Source organism: Flavicella marina, assembly GCF_009193215.1.
GTDB classification, from domain to species: Bacteria; Bacteroidota; Bacteroidia; order Flavobacteriales; family Flavobacteriaceae; genus Flavicella; species Flavicella marina.
In genome coordinates, this window is the sequence record NZ_VYVA01000004.1 from 172,612 (window position 1) to 188,986 (window position 16,375).

A 16,375-nucleotide genomic window follows, 5' to 3' on the forward strand; every position below is an offset into this window, starting at 1 on the left:
TTTTTTCTAGGCTATTTCTATCAAATTTGACTGATTATTTTTCAAATAACTCTTTAATATTCGATGGATGTCTTTATTGTCTTTTTGTGGTGTAATTTGAGATAAATAGGTTTCTCTTGAAGCTGTAGAAATTTCTTCATCAATATATCCAAACCCCATATAAATACCATTCAACACCAATGCATAAGCATATTCATTTGGCTTTCTCCCAGACTCTTTGATGATGAAGTTATCCTTTTTAAACTGAACAGACTGTATCGCCTTTTGCACCCTTTTATTATAGGCTTCTACCGGCTCTTCACTTCTACAAACTCCCCTGCATTGTTTTATTTGGTAATGAAAGCAACTGCTAACATTGGTTTGGAGGTTGCAGTATTTTGGACACAACTCATAAGTTTCACACAATTTCTCTACAAATTGCCGAGCCTCTGTAACACTATAAAATTTAAGTATCGGTTTCGGAACATTTTTTAATTGATTCCACGCCAAATGCGTTACTCCTTTTCTATCTTCATAAGAAAATAAGGCATAGCCTTCTCTTGTCTTTCGTTGTGCTCTGTTGTATTTAGGAAAATGATGTTTGATTTCTGAAGACTCTAACAACAGCGCTAATAACTCACTTCCGGTTTCAGTATATGCTATATCTGCTGTAGCCATACACATCGCTATTTCTTTTTTCTTTTTATCATAAAAATGACTCAAAACACGCTGCTTTATGTTATTCGACTTCCCTACGTAAATAATCTCTTTCTCTTCGTTTTTAAAATAATAAACCCCTTCCCTTTCTGGCAAACTGTCAAATATTTTTTTTGGAAGTAATGGAGGCAATGTTGCTTCTCTTGATTTCGGGTTTAAAAAAGAGGCAAAGACGCTGCCATTATCTAATTCATATAGTTTTTTAAATAATATAGTAGTTGCCTCAGCATCTCCTCGTGCGCGATGTCTATCTACCAATGGAATATTTTCAGATATACATAATTTACCAAGGCTGTATGATTTTTTTCCGGGTAATAATTTCCTCGACAAACGAACTGTACATAATTTTTTACGTCTATATGTCAAGCCGAGTTCTTTAAACTCTTTGCTAATAATATTATAATCAAAATTTACATTGTGCGCTACAAACACACACCCTTCAGTAATTTCATATATTTTTTTTGCTACCTCATAAAACTTAGGCGCATCTTTTACCATCGTATTTGTTATTCCGGTAAGATTTGTAATAAAAACAGGAATGTTACACTCAGGATTTATCAATGTAGTGTATTCATCTACCACCTGTTCTCCATCAAAAATAAAAATACTTATCTCAGTTATTTTTACTCCCCCATTGGTTTCAATATCGACTATTGCATATTTCATGAAACCATTTTTTTCAACTCTTTCAATTCAACACCCAATTGATTCAACATCAAAGCTATGCTGCTAATTTTCAAATCACGCTCATCATACTCTTGCGTATTGATACTACAGGTATACTCCCAAACCTCTAACACTTCTGAAAGAGGAACTTCGTAAGCATCGTAATTTTTATTATCGGGTACCAAAAGTAAACTTTCACTTTCTTCTATTTTATTATAAACACGCTTATAAGTCATACCATCATTCAATGTTACAACAATGTAAGAAGTACCATTTTTAACATCTCGAACATCTTCTATGTACTGAGCCACAACATACGATCCATCTTTCATAGGCAACATAGAATCTCCCTTTATTGGAAAAGCTCTGTGTTTTCCGGTGGGTAGAAAAGGTAATTTTATTTTATCTAATTGCTCTATATATTCAGGGTCATTATACCCTAACAAATATCCTGCAGAAGCTTTTACCGGAACAACCTCTATCAAGTCTTCGTTATCACTATCTACCGTAATAGGAAACAAAACACGTTGGTTTCCTATTTCTATAAAAGAAGTATCTGACGCATATGTCAAATCATTTTTAATCAACACGTCTATTGGTAGTTTAAAATAATTTGAAAAATTAACCAACATCTCTATTGGAGGATCAGAACGTCCTTCTTCATAAGAACCCACTTTAGACCTAGTAATACCCAGTTCTTCAGACAACTGCTCTTGAGTTAATTTTTTAATTTTTCGTAAGTGTCGGATGTTTTTAGCTACATTATTCATAATACTACAAATATAAGCATTAAAAACTATTATTTGTAGCTAATTTTGTAAAATGTTTTTAAATGCACATACATATTACAGTTTACGCTACGGAACCATTGCTCCTGAACAACTTCTGAAACTTGCACATACACATGAAGTAACACAGATGGCATTCACCGACATCAACAACACCTCTGCTTGTCTAGAAGTAATACGATTGGCGAAAAAATTTAAAATAAAACCCATCCTGGGCATTGATTTTAGAAACGGAGCGCAGCAAGAATTTATCATGCTAGCCAAAAACAACAACGGCTTTGAAGCAATCAACCAATACCTTTCTAGTTTTTTACACCAGTCTAATTTTAAAATTCCGAAACTCGCAAAAAAACTAACTGACACTTTTGTTATTTATCCTTTTAAAAAAGCAATAAATATCAACTTAAAAACCAACGAATTTATAGGAGTTCACAAAGAAGACCTACATACTTTGAGTTTTTTAAAGGCAACACATTTGATCCCTAAAATGGTGGTCCTACAAACGGTTTCTTTTGAAAACAAAAAAGGTTTCAATACTCACCGCCTATTAAGAGCTATCGACAACAACACACTCTTAAGCAAGCTACCCACATCTGAACAAGGGAGCGAGTTTGACATGTTTATCCCAATATCAACATTAAAAAATCTCTTTTCTGACTACCCTATAATTATAAAAAATACAGAGAAAATTCTAGAACAATGCAACGTCGAATTCAACTTTCTAGAAAATCAAACCAACAATCAATCTTCTTACACAACACATAAAGAACTAGATTTTAAACTCTTAAAAAAACTAAGCTATCAAGGCATCTCCTATCGCTATAAAAAAACAGAACAAAAGGTTTTAGACAGAATCGAAAAAGAATTAAGGATCATTAAAGAAAAAGGATTTGTCTCTTATTTTTTAATCAATTGGAAAATATTAAAATACGCTCGTTCTAAAGGATATTTTTATGTCGGTCGAGGAAGCGGTGCGAATAGTATTATAGCTTACCTATTACGCATTACCGATGTCGATCCGATAGAATTAGACCTGTATTTTGAACGATTTATCAACTTATACAGAACGACTCCTCCTGATTTTGACATTGATTTTTCATGGACAGACAGAGACGATATCACGCAATTTATATTCAGTCGCTTTAAAAACACGGCACTAATAGCTGTATACAACACTTTTAAACACAAAGCCTCAGTAAGAGAACTAGGAAAAGTATTCGGTTTGCCTAAATCTGAAATTGATAGCCTATGTGCTCATAGATATAATTTCAACACACTCGATCGCCTTTCTCAATTAGTAATCATCTACAGCCAGTACATTCAAGGTTTTCCGAATTACTTAGGAATTCACGCAGGAGGAATAATCATTTCAGAAAAACCCATCCATCATTACGTAGCAACGTTTCTTCCGCCAAAAGGCTACGCTACAACTCAATTTGACATGGTAATCGCCGAAAACAGTCAACTCTATAAATTCGATATTTTAAGTCAAAGAGGCTTAGGTAAAATTAAAGATACGGTAGAAATTGTACATCAAAATTATCCTGATCAACCTTTGTTGGATATTCATGATATTCAACGTTTTAAAGAAGACACAAAAATCAAGTACCTACTACGAAATGCAAAAGCTATAGGCTGTTTTTATGTAGAATCTCCAGCAATGAGAATGTTGTTAAAAAAACTACAAGTAGACAATTATTTAGGATTGGTTGCAGCCAGTTCTGTCATTCGTCCTGGAGTAGCAAAATCAGGTATGATGCGTGAATATATTATGAGGTATCGCTTCCTTGAAAAAAGAAAAGATGCGCATCCAATACTACTCAATATAATGCCTGAAACATTTGGAGTAATGGTATACCAAGAAGACGTAATTAAAGTTGCGCATCATTTTGGTGGCTTAAACCTTGGAGAGTCTGACGTGTTACGAAGAGCTATGTCTGGTAAATTTCGTTCTAAAGACATGTTTGTTAAGGTAAAAAAGCAGTTTTTTAAAAATTGTCTGGATTCTGGCAAACCTTTAAAAATAATACAAGAGGTTTGGATGCAAATAGAAAGCTTTGCTGGGTACGCCTTTGCCAAAGGACATTCTGCTTCTTATGCTGTAGAAAGTTATCAAAGCTTATTTTTAAAAGCCTACTACCCTTTAGAATATATGGTAGCCACAATAAACAATCATGGCGGGTTTTACAGCACCGAACTATACATACACGAAGCTCGCATGCATGGCGCTATAATTCACGCCCCATGTATCAATAACAGCCGTAACAAAACCACAATTACAGGTAACGATATCTACATCGGATTTTCTTTTTTACAAGCCCTAGAATCTAAAACCAGAGAACATATTTTCACCGCCAGAAAAAATGGTATTTTTAAGAGTCTCGATAATTTTATTGATCGAGTTCCTATTTCTTTAGAACAAATTCGAATTTTAATCAAAATCAATGCTTTTCGTTTTACAGGAATAAACAAAAGAGAATTGCTATGGGAAGCGCATATGAAAATTAAAAAAGTAGCTTTATCAGAACCCACAGCAACACTATTTATTACAGAACAAATTCACTATCAAACACCTAAACTATACTCTTCAAAACTAGAAGATGCTTTCGATCAAATAGAATTACTCGGTTACCCTCTTTGCCATCCATTTGAGTTGTTATCTGAATCATTTTCAAACTCATTTCGTGCTAAAAACCTACTGAATTACGAAAACAGAATGATCTGCATAGAAGGCTATCTTGTAACAGTAAAAAGAACCAGAACTAGCAATGCTAAAGACATGTTTTTCGGTACTTTTTTAGATATCGATGGTGACTTTTTAGATACCGTACACTTCCCTCCTGTTGCAAAACAATACCCCTTCAGAGGCAAAGGAATTTATCGATTGATGGGAAAAGTTGTTGTCGAGTTTGATTGTGTATCCATTGAAATTACAAGCATGGAGCGCTTGGCTATTATTGAAGACCCACGTTATGCAGACAGAAGAAAAGCACAACGTCCTAAAAACAAAAAAGTAAACTGATATGGAACGATCAATTGTACACATGGATTTAGACACCTTTTTTGTTTCTTGTGAGCGACTGCTAGACAGTAGACTTAACGGGAAACCTATTCTTATTGGAGGTACTTCTGACAGAGGTGTTGTAGCCTCATGCAGTTACGAAGCAAGAACCTTTGGTATACATTCTGCCATGCCAATGCGAATGGCAAAACAACTATGCCCCGAAGCTATTGTTCTACGTGGAAACTCAGGAACCTACACCAAATACTCTCAACTCGTTACTGATGTAATTAAAGAAGCCGTTCCTATATACGAAAAAACATCTGTAGACGAATTTTATATCGACCTAACAGGGATGGATCAGTTTTTTGGGTGTCATCAATTGGCTTCAGAATTACGACAACGCATTATCAAAGAAACAGGGCTCCCTATTTCTTTCGGTCTTTCAGCAAATAAAACAGTTTCTAAAATAGCCACAGGAGAAGCCAAGCCAAATAACGAAATCAAGGTAAACAAAGGGACCGAAAAACCTTTTTTATCTCCTTTATCTGTCAAAAAAATACCAATGGTAGGTGAAGTTACCTACAAATCTTTATGTGATTTAGGAATTAAAAAAATAAAAACTGTTCAAGAAATGCCTCTTGACATGATGGCCAAAGTCTTTGGGAAATCCGGAGTTTCTATATGGAAAAAAGCCAACGGTATCGACAACAGTCCAGTAGTACAGTACCGAGAAAGAAAATCTATTTCTACAGAACGAACTTTTGATAGAGACACTACCGATATAGGAAAACTAGAAAGCATCTTAATTGCAATGGCAGAAAACCTAGTTTACCAACTACGAAGAGGAAACAAACTAACCTCTTGCATTACATTTAAAATTCGTTATTCTGACTTTCAAACCTATACTACACAAAAGAGAATCCCCTATAGTTCTGCTGATCACAAAATCATCCCGATAGTAAAAGAACTCTATAAAAAACTGTACGACAGACGCATGCTGGTACGTCTGATTGGCGTAAAATTTAGTCACTTGGTAGAAGGTGGGTTTCAAATAGATTTATTTGAAGACAATGAAAAAATAATCAATCTATACCAAGCCATGGATAAAATGAGAGAACGCTACGGAGACAGAGCTGTTATAAGAGCAAGAGGCATGGATGCCAAAACCATTTCTAGATTCAATCCCTTTAACGGAGATGCCCCTCCATTGTTAGCCAACAGAAGAAGGTAATTATTGCTAAAACAAAAAAAAAGCCTTCTCAATTAGAGAAGGCTTTTTTAACCAATGCCAAATTTATAATTCTTGAATTATAAATTATGCTTTTACTTTATCTACAATTGACTTACAAGCATCAAAATAAATCCCTACATCAACCGCATACGAAATATATTTTACTCCTAAATCAATCCATTGTTTCGCTGATTCTGGAGTCTCTACAAAAGTTCCTACAACTTTACCCAAAACCGCTGCTTTCTCAACAATTTCTTTCATTTGAGCAATCACCATAGGATGATTTACTTGTCCTGGTACTCCACAAGATTGTGACATATCATACGGACCAATAAAAATTACATCAATCCCATCAACCTTCAAAATCTCATCAATGTTATTGAATGCGATATTTCCTTCGATATGAATAATTGTACCAGTAGCTTTATTCGCTCCTCCAAAATAATTCTCTTTTGGCATAGAAGCATAATCTGCTGCTCTTACATACCTACACACCCCTCTTGCGCCTTCAGGAAAAAACTTCGCTGCTTTTACAACACGTTTCGCGTCTTCAGCCGTTTCGATTTGAGGTACCTGAACATAGTCTGCACCAATATCAAGCGCTTTAGAAATCATATTTTCATTAATCTCTGGAACACGGATTACTGAGGTTATTCCTTTCGCCTCTGCTGCTCTCACATGTCCTTGAACCGTTTGAATTGTATTCGGCCCATGTTCTAAATCAATAATTACAAAATCGAAACCTGCAAAAGCTGCAACCTCTACTAACGCTGGGTCACTTACCTTCATAAAAGGCCCTACTACATATTCTTTATTTTCAAATAAACTCATTTTTCTATTCTTTAAATTTGACAATTACTTTTTACGAAATAAAATACTTGCATATTTTCAGCTGAATTATCAGAGAAAAACATGCAAGTATTATTATCAATCACGAATGGATTTATCTATTTACCACTCAGCAAAACTACCATCAGGACGTCTCCAAATCGGATTCGACCAATCGTGTCCAATTTTCTGAGCCTCTTTTAATTTATCTTCATCGATTTCAACCCCTAAACCTGGTTTCTTAAACAATTCAATATAACCATCTTTGATATCAAACAACTCAGGGTTTTTCATATAGTCTAAAATATCATACCCTTGGTTGTAATGAATACCAATGCTACTCTCTTGAATAATTGCATTTGCCGAAACAAAATCTACATGCAAACAAGAAGCCAAAGCAACAGGACCAAGTGGACAGTGAGGTGCTAAGGTAACATCATAAGCCTCTGCCATCGCTGCAATTCTTCTCACTTCAGATATTCCACCTGCATGACTTAAATCTGGTTGAATAATATCCACAACTCCCTGATGTAAAATCTCTTTAAAATCCCATCTAGAAAACATACGCTCACCTGTTGCAACTGGTATACTTGTATAACCATAAATATGCTTCAAGGCATCATTATTCTCAGTTAAAACAGGTTCTTCAATAAACATAGGTTCGTAAGGCTGTAACTCATCAATCAATCGCTTTACCATTGGTTTGTGAATTCTACCATGAAAATCTAAACCAATATCTAAATCGTACCCGAATTCTTCTCTCAACAATTTTATATTATTTGCAACAGACTTTACATCTTTAATAGATGAAACCCAATCCATTGCACCCGTACAGTTCATTTTCACTGCCTTAAAACCAGCTTTTACTTTTTCATGCGCTTGTTCTAAAACGACATCTGGGTTATCTCCACCAATCCAACAATACATTTTCATTCTATCTCGAACAGCACCTCCTAAAAGTTCATAAACAGGAACATTCAAATACTTTCCTTTGATATCCCACAACGCTTGATCAATACCAGAAATAGCACTCATCAAAATAGCACCACCACGGTAAAAACCTCCACGGTACAAAACTTGCCAAATATCTTCAATTTCATTGGCATTTCGACCAATGACAAATTTTTCTAATTCCTTCACACAAGCAGCCACAGAATCCGCTTTCCCTTCAACAACAGGCTCACCCCATCCTACGATTCCTGACTCCGTTGTTATTTTTAAAAACAACCAACGTGGTGGCACTTTAAACAACTCTATTTTAACAATTTTTAAATCGTTCATTTGTTCTAAATTTATATTTATTATATTATTTATCTCTCCATCATTCATCTATTCAAGAAAGAGTTTACATATTTTATTATTATCATCGTTAGCCGTAGATAAAACATAGAGACTACACAAGAAAGATAACAAAAGTCTAATATCTGTAATCAGATTAGGTTACTCTGCGTAATTATTTTGTGGTTGTGCGTACATGGAAAACATAACACACAGTATATAAACATCTTACTGATTTTATTTAACATCCACATAACATAACAGACACTTCACTGACTGAAATCTTTATTTATATAAAAACTCATTTTTACCCTAATAAACAATTTACTGACGGTAAGATACTCAGACCTCTCAAGCTATTCGGAAATTTACTGCACGAAACAAATCTTTAATTTTTTAAGAAAAAACGTATGAAAACAGTAATGATCTTGGGAGGGACCAAAGGAGTAGGAAAAGAAATATTAAAATCTTGCTTAGCAAAAGACTACAATGTAGCTTTTTGTGGTCGTAGTGTTGAAGAAGGTGATGAACTAATGAAATCTTTGCAAGCAGATGATAAACTATACTTTCATCAAGTAGACCTAAACACGACAGATGAAGTAGAGAATTTTGTAAATAATACAATAGAAAAATTCAGCCAAATAGATGCTTTGGTTCTATATGCCGGTGTAACTCCCGTAGCTTCTTTAACCGAAACAGAAGAAGATGTCTACGATACTGTATTTAATATCAATTTAAAAACACCATACTTTGTTATCAAACATGTAATGAAGCATATGAAAAAAGCTGGTCAAGGTTCAATCATATTTTTCGGATCAGCACACATGGATTATGGTCAGAAAGACAGAACAGCGTATGCATTAACCAAAGGAACTCTTTACACCTTATCCACACATATAGCTCATCATTATGCAGAGTACGGTATTCGATCTAATTATGTAGTTATGGGGTGGACCAGCACGGAAGGAGAGCTAGAACTAAGAAAGGAAGAAGGTATTAGCGCAGATGAATTAAAACGAAAAGCAGCCGAAGAATTACCAATGGGACGAATGCTAAACCCAAAAGACCCGGTGCCAGCTGTAATGCATTTTATATCAGATGATTCAGCAATGACAACTGGATCAATTATGAGAATCACAGCAGGTGAATTTATTTAACAGATCGCTTATGAAACCATCTTTAATTTTTCATGGAAATTCAGAGCTTTTAGAAGGTCCTGTGTTTGATAAAATAAACAACTTATTGTATTTTGTTTCAATTTTAGACGGTATGGTATATTGTTACAATCCTAAAACAAAAGAAATACTTAGTATGCATCTAGACTCACCCGTCAGTTGCATCTATTTTAAAGAAAAAAAAGTAGTCTTAGTATCTTCTAAAGAAGGGTTTTATGAAGTTGATTTTAACACCCTTCAAAAGAAGTTTGCCTTCCAAATTGACATCGACAACAATGTTAGATACAACGACGGAATACAAGATGCTGCAGGAAGAATAATTATCGGAACAATGGGGTACCCAGATGTTGTAAACAATTTAGGGAAAGTTTACTCATATTACAAAGGAGAAAGTAAGATGCTTATTGAAAACACAACTATTTCTAACGGATTAGCTTTTACTTCAGACAATAAAATTCTTTATTTTATTGACACACCAACAAAAAAAGTTGCAAAATACAACTACGATATAATGACCGGAGACGTAAAGTTTGATTCTTATGTAATAGAATTCAAAGGTGACTCCTATCCTGATGGTATGTGTATTGATTCAAATGGAATGTTGTGGATTGCAGAATGGGGAGGCGCATGCATTTCTCAATGGAACCCTGTTACAGGAAAAAAAATAAATCAAATTGAATTGCCTTGTCCGAATGTAACTTCTTGCTGTTTCGACAACAACTCAAATTTATACATTAGCACTGCCAAAAGTGACGACACCAATGACATATATGGTGGTGGTTTGTACTATGTTGACTTAACAAAATAACAGCTTAAGTCATACGATATGACTCATAAAAAAAGCCTTCTCTAATTGAGAAGGCTTTTTTATTCTATTGCTTTGAAATTATTTATTCAAATACATTTTTCTTCTAGAATACAACTCGTAAAACGCATCGTCTTTCAAGCTATCAATAAATAAGATACTCTCTCCTGTAGATTTCATTTCAGGTCCTAATGCCTTATTTACATTCGGGAACTTGTTGAAAGAGAAAACAGGTTGTTTGATTGCGTAACCTTCTAACTGAGGGTTGAAATCAAAATCTGTTACTTTATTTACTCCTAACATTACTTTTGTTGCATAGTTTACATACGGCTCACCATATGCTTTCGCGATAAATGGTACTGTACGAGAAGCTCTTGGGTTTGCCTCAATAATATAAACTGTATCGTCTTTGATTGCGAATTGAATATTGATCAATCCTTTTGTTTTCAAAGCAACAGCAATTTTCTTAGTATGCTCTTTGATTTGATCCATTACAAATTCCCCCAAGTTAAATGGTGGCAATGTTGCGTTTGAATCTCCAGAGTGTACTCCACATGGCTCAATATGCTCCATGATACCGATAATATAAACGTTACCATCTTCATCACAAATAGCATCCGCCTCAGCTTCAATTGCTCCTTCTAAATAGTGATCTAGTAATAGTTTATTTCCTGGAATAGAACGCAACAACTCAACCACGTGCGCCTCTAAATCTTCTTTATTGATAACAATTTTCATTCCTTGTCCTCCTAATACATAAGATGGACGTACCAAAATTGGGAAGTCTAAGGTATCTGCGATTTCTAACGCTTCATCAGCATTTGTAGCCGTACCGAATTTCGGGAAAGGAATATCTAAAGAAGTTAACATATCAGAGAAACGACCTCTATCTTCAGCTAAATCTAAAGCTTCAAAACTAGTACCAATAATCTTCACACCATGTGCTTCTAATTTTTCAGCCAATTTTAATGCTGTTTGACCTCCTAACTGTACAATAACTCCTTCTGGTTTTTCATGACGAATAATATCATAAATATGTTCCCAGAATACGGGTTCAAAGTATAATTTATCTGCCGTATCAAAATCAGTAGAAACCGTTTCTGGATTACAGTTGATCATGATTGTTTCGTAACCAGCTTCTTTTGCTGCTAAAACACCATGCACACAACAGTAATCAAACTCAATTCCTTGTCCAATTCTGTTTGGTCCAGAACCTAATACAACCACTTTCTTTTTATCTGTTACAACAGACTCATTAGCAGAGAAAGTTGCTCCATCCGCAGTGGTCATCGTATTTTCGAAAGTTGAATAATAATACGGAGTTTGTGCAGCAAATTCCGCAGCACATGTATCTACCAATTTATAAACACGGTTTATGTTTAGTTCTTCACGTTTTTTATAAACTTCAGATTCTAAACAACCTAGCATATGTGCTATCTGTCTATCTCCATACCCTTTTTGCTTCGCTTCTAATAATAAATCTTTAGAAAGTGTATCTAGTTTATTTGTAGAGATTTCTTTTTCTAAAGTAAAAAGCTCTTCATATTGTTTTAAATACCACATGTCAATTTTTGTGATATCGTAAATTTTCTTCAACGAGATTCCTGCTTTAATTGCATCGTATATTGTAAATACACGATCCCATGAAGCATTCGTCAATTTAGAAATAATAGTATCGTAGTGCGTTTCTTCTTTTCCGTCAGCTCCCAAACCATTACGTTTAATTTCTAATGATTGCGTTGCTTTGTGCAATGCCTCTTGGAACGAACGTCCAATACCCATTACCTCTCCAACAGCTTTCATTTGCAATCCTAAAGTTCTATCTGAACCTTCGAATTTATCAAAGTTCCAACGAGGAATTTTTACAATAACGTAATCCAATGTTGGCTCAAACAATGCAGAAGTATTTCCTGTAACTTGGTTATTCAATTCATCCAAATTATAACCTAAAGCTAATTTTGTCGCAATTTTTGCAATTGGGTATCCAGTTGCTTTTGATGCCAATGCAGAAGAACGTGATACACGTGGATTAATTTCAATCGCGATAATTTCTTCTTTTTCGTCTGGAGAAACTGCAAACTGAACGTTACACCCTCCAGCAAAATCACCAATCGAACGCATCATATGAATTGCCATATCACGCATTTTTTGGAATGTAGAATCACTCAAGGTCATTGCAGGTGCAACCGTAATTGAATCACCTGTATGAATTCCCATAGGATCCATATTTTCAATAGAACATACAATTACTACGTTATCGTTTTTATCACGCAACAACTCTAATTCGTATTCTTTCCAACCCATCATTGCTTTGTCAAGCATTACTTCGTGAATAGGAGAAATCTCTAATCCTCTACGTAACAACTCATCAAAATCTTCTTCTTCATATACAATCGCAGCTCCTGCTCCTCCTAACGTAAACGAAGAACGGATACACAATGGGAAACCAAATTCTTGCGCAATTTTTTTACCTTCTAAGAAAGAGGTTGCTGTAGCCTGTGGTGCCATACCTACACCGATTCTACCCATCAATTCACGGAATTGCTCTCTATCTTCTGTAATATTAATCGCATCAATATCAACACCAATCATCTCAACATCAAAATCTTTCCAGATTCCCTTATCATCAGCTTCAATACAAAGATTCAATGCTGTTTGTCCACCCATTGTAGGTAAAACTGCATCGATATTAGGGTGCTTCTTTAAGATCTCAATAATTGACTTGGTAGTCAAAGGCTTCAAATAAACATTGTCCGCTAATGACGGATCTGTCATAATTGTTGCTGGATTAGAATTGATCAACGTAACCTCAATTCCTTCTTCTTTTAACGATCGTATAGATTGAGAACCTGAATAATCAAATTCACATGCTTGACCAATTACGATTGGTCCAGAACCTATAATTAAAACCGATTTGATGTTTGTGTTTTTTGGCATGCTACTTATTTTTATAAAGCAAAGGTAATCAATACCTTTAATTGAAAAACTTATTTCTGACTGGCTAATTCAAAAAAAAGGTGTTACTAACAAATAGTAACACCTGATTTATATGAATTATATATTCATTATTTCTTAGGTCTTGGAGCAGATGAAACTGATAATCTCTTTCTTCCTTTAGCTCTTCTTCTAGCTAATACTTTACGCCCATTAGCTGAAGCCATTCTTTCTCTAAAACCGTGTTTGTTTCTTCTTTTTCTCTTCGATGGTTGGAATGTTCTTTTACTCATTATAGTATGTGTTAAAAATCTTGTTTATTTATCATAGCTTCGGTACAAAACCATCCACTAAAAGCGTGGGCAAATATACAAAACCTTTTATGTATGGCAAGTTGTTTTTTAAAAAAAATAAAAAAAAATGTTTTTCATTTTTTCAGTACCTCAACCCAGCATATTAAACTGTTAATTATGACAAACTTAGCAATAATTAAAATAGCTGAATTACCAAATTAATAACAATTATCAATTGCCTAATAAACGAAACTTATTTGATAAAACCAGTCGTGTATAATGCCATGTTGTCACCTTAAACTGTCGAGTAGGCAGAATTCTAAATTTGGTATTTTTTTTGACTAAGCAAAAGCATCAATATTATAATTAATTAAATACACATATAATTATGGCAAAAGGAAACATTAATGTATCGGTAGAAAATATTTTCCCGCTGATTAAAAAATTCTTGTATTCTGATCACGAAATATTCTTACGTGAATTAATTTCAAACGCAACTGATGCGACCTCTAAGATGAAACATCTTATTGCAATGGGCGAGGCTGGTGACGAAGCTTATGGCGACCCTATCATCGAGGTAATCGCAGACAAAGAAAACAAAACACTTCGCATTATCGACCAAGGTATTGGTATGAATGAGGAAGAAGTTGAAAAATACATCAATCAAATTGCCTTTTCTGGAGCTGAAGAGTTTATCGACAAATACAAAGATAAAGTAGAAGATTCTGGAATTATTGGTCATTTTGGTCTTGGTTTCTATTCTGCATTTATGGTTGCAGATAAAGTAGAAATCATTACGAAATCTTACAAAGATGCTGCGGCAGTAAAGTGGAGCTGTGATGGTTCACCAAACTACGAAATTGAACCTGTAGAAAAAGAAGGAAGAGGTTCTGAAATTGTTTTACATATAGCTGAAGACTCTGTAGAGTTTTTAGAAGATGCTAAAATTACTGAGTTGTTGACGAAATACAATCGTTTCAACCAAATTCCTATCAAATTCGGAACTAAAGAAATTAACGATCCTGAGTTTACTCCTCAAACTACAACAGATGCTGATGGTAAAGAAACTACTGAGCCACACAAACAAATCTCTGTTGACAACATTATCAACAATACGAATCCAGCATGGACAAAAAAGCCTTCTGATTTAGAGGCTGAAGATTACAATACTTTTTACAGAGAATTGTACCCAATGCAATTTGAAGAGCCTTTATTCAACATCCACTTAAATGTAGACTACCCATTCAACTTAACAGGTATTTTATACTTCCCTAAGTTGAATCAGAGTATGGATATTCAAAAGGACAAAATTCAATTGTACCAAAACCAAGTATTCATTACCGATAACGTAGAAGGAATTGTACCTGATTTCTTACAAATGCTAAAAGGTGTGATTGATTCTCCAGACATTCCATTGAATGTTTCTAGATCTTACTTACAGGCCGATGGTGCAGTTAAAAAGATCTCTGGATACATCACGAAAAAAATTGCAGATAAACTAACTTCTTTGTTCAAAAACAATCGTGAAGATTTCGAGCAAAAATGGAATGACATCAAAGTGATTATCGAATACGGAATGTTATCTGACGATAAATTCTATGATAAAGCTAAAAAATTCTCTTTATTCCCAACAGTAGATGATACATTCTTTACGATTGAAGAATTGAAAGAAAAAATCAAAGCTGCTCAAACAGACAAAGACGGAAACACGGTTGTGTTGTACGCTGCAAATAAAGAAGCACAACACGGGTACATTCAAGAAGCTAAAGAGAAAGGTTACGAAGTATTATTACTTGACTCTCCTATTGTTTCTCACTTGATTCAAAAAATTGAAGCAAGTAACGAAAAACTTAAGTTTGCACGTGTAGATGCTGATCATATCGATAACTTGATCAAAAAAGATGAAGAAAAAATCAGCAAGCTTACCGACGAAGAAAAAGAAGCTTTAAAACCAATTATCGAAGCGAACGTTCCTAAAGAAAGTTACACGGTACAATTAGAAGCTTTAGATTCTAATTCAAATCCTTTTAGCATTACGGTTCCTGAATTCATGAGACGTATGAAAGAAATGAGCCAGACAGGTGGAGGCGGAATGTTCGGAATGCAAAACATGCCAGAAATGTACAACTTGGTTGTAAACACGAACAACGACTTGGTAAAAGAAATCTTAGACAACAAAGACGAAGCAGTTCAAAAAGAATTGATTGGTCAAGCTTTTGATCTAGCAAAATTATCTCAAAACCTATTGCATGGTGAAGAGTTGACAAACTTTATCAAACGTAGCTATAAAATGATCAAATAATAGCTAACACATACTTCTAAAAGTCGTCAATACACCTGTTGTTTTGGCGACTTTTTTTATGGATGTTGCCCAAAATTAATTTTGGGTCGGTCTTTTGTCACTCGCTTTTTTGTGTTTCTGTATCAAAATCAAAAAAAGAACTCAAAAAATGCCGCAATCCCTAACACTAAGAAAAAGGTAAAAGTGCACTGGGCTTATCAAGACCAAAAGGACACTGAGCTTGTCGAAACCAAAAGAACACTGAGCTTATTGAAATAAATAAACACTGAACTTGTCGAAACAAAAAGGACACTGAGCTTGTCGAAGTACCCTAATCCTAAAAACCTTCTAGCAACTAAATACATTTATCCGTAATAATAATTTACATTTGCAGCT

At 34.6% G+C, this 16,375-nt stretch carries 11 protein-coding genes; 5 read left to right on the plus strand and 6 right to left on the minus strand.

The window, feature by feature from the left end; genetic code table 11:
• Positions 1-6 precede the first annotated feature (6 nt).
• Together F6P99_RS09840 and F6P99_RS09845 are read right to left on the minus strand one after the other, a co-directional pair.
• Positions 7-1,362: a 3'-5' exonuclease family protein gene (locus F6P99_RS09840; RefSeq protein ID WP_152287306.1), complete on the minus strand. Its 1,356-nt coding sequence runs from the start codon at positions 1,360-1,362 to the stop codon at positions 7-9.
• A complete protein-coding gene (locus tag F6P99_RS09845) occupies positions 1,359-2,132 on the minus strand; it encodes an XRE family transcriptional regulator (protein WP_152287307.1) in 774 nt (257 codons plus the stop codon). The genes F6P99_RS09840 and F6P99_RS09845 overlap by 4 nt, the downstream gene beginning before the upstream one ends.
• A gap of 52 nt (positions 2,133-2,184) precedes the next feature.
• Here F6P99_RS09845 and F6P99_RS09850 point away from each other — a divergent pair, with 52 nt between their 5' ends.
• Together F6P99_RS09850 and dinB are read left to right on the plus strand one after the other, a co-directional pair.
• The gene (locus tag F6P99_RS09850; RefSeq protein WP_152287308.1) at positions 2,185-5,172 is read left to right on the plus strand and encodes a DNA polymerase III subunit alpha; all 2,988 of its coding nucleotides are present in this window, start codon (positions 2,185-2,187) and stop codon (positions 5,170-5,172) included.
• 1 nt (position 5,173) lies between these two features.
• A complete protein-coding gene (gene dinB / locus F6P99_RS09855) occupies positions 5,174-6,385 on the plus strand; it encodes a DNA polymerase IV (protein WP_152287309.1) in 1,212 nt (403 codons plus the stop codon).
• Positions 6,386-6,469: 84 nt separating this feature from the next.
• Here the strand turns inward: dinB and F6P99_RS09860 are convergent, their stop codons facing one another.
• Together F6P99_RS09860 and dgoD are read right to left on the minus strand one after the other, a co-directional pair.
• The gene (locus F6P99_RS09860) at positions 6,470-7,216 is read right to left on the minus strand and encodes an HpcH/HpaI aldolase family protein (RefSeq protein ID WP_152287310.1); all 747 of its coding nucleotides are present in this window, start codon (positions 7,214-7,216) and stop codon (positions 6,470-6,472) included.
• 120 nt (positions 7,217-7,336) lie between these two features.
• A complete protein-coding gene (dgoD, locus tag F6P99_RS09865) occupies positions 7,337-8,494 on the minus strand; it encodes a galactonate dehydratase (RefSeq protein WP_152287311.1) in 1,158 nt (385 codons plus the stop codon).
• 407 nt (positions 8,495-8,901) lie between these two features.
• Between dgoD and F6P99_RS09870 the strand changes: the two genes are divergently transcribed.
• Together F6P99_RS09870 and F6P99_RS09875 are read left to right on the plus strand one after the other, a co-directional pair.
• Positions 8,902-9,648, plus strand: a complete 747-nt coding sequence (locus F6P99_RS09870) for an SDR family NAD(P)-dependent oxidoreductase (RefSeq protein ID WP_193316053.1) — start codon at positions 8,902-8,904, stop codon at positions 9,646-9,648.
• A gap of 10 nt (positions 9,649-9,658) precedes the next feature.
• The gene (locus tag F6P99_RS09875) at positions 9,659-10,474 is read left to right on the plus strand and encodes an SMP-30/gluconolactonase/LRE family protein (RefSeq protein WP_152287312.1); all 816 of its coding nucleotides are present in this window, start codon (positions 9,659-9,661) and stop codon (positions 10,472-10,474) included.
• A gap of 78 nt (positions 10,475-10,552) precedes the next feature.
• Here F6P99_RS09875 and carB read toward each other — a convergent pair whose 3' ends face one another.
• Positions 10,553-13,408, minus strand: coding sequence for a carbamoyl-phosphate synthase large subunit (gene carB / locus F6P99_RS09880; RefSeq protein ID WP_152287313.1), 2,856 nt, complete (start codon positions 13,406-13,408; stop codon positions 10,553-10,555).
• 128 nt (positions 13,409-13,536) lie between these two features.
• Positions 13,537-13,698 (minus strand): 50S ribosomal protein L34, encoded by a 162-nt coding sequence (gene rpmH, locus F6P99_RS09885; protein ID WP_152287314.1) that lies wholly within the window; start codon positions 13,696-13,698, stop codon positions 13,537-13,539.
• Between the two features lie 388 nt (positions 13,699-14,086).
• On the opposite strand from rpmH, the gene htpG reads away from it, so the two are divergent.
• A complete protein-coding gene (htpG, locus tag F6P99_RS09890) occupies positions 14,087-16,000 on the plus strand; it encodes a molecular chaperone HtpG (RefSeq protein WP_152287315.1) in 1,914 nt (637 codons plus the stop codon).
• Positions 16,001-16,375: the final 375 nt, after the last annotated feature.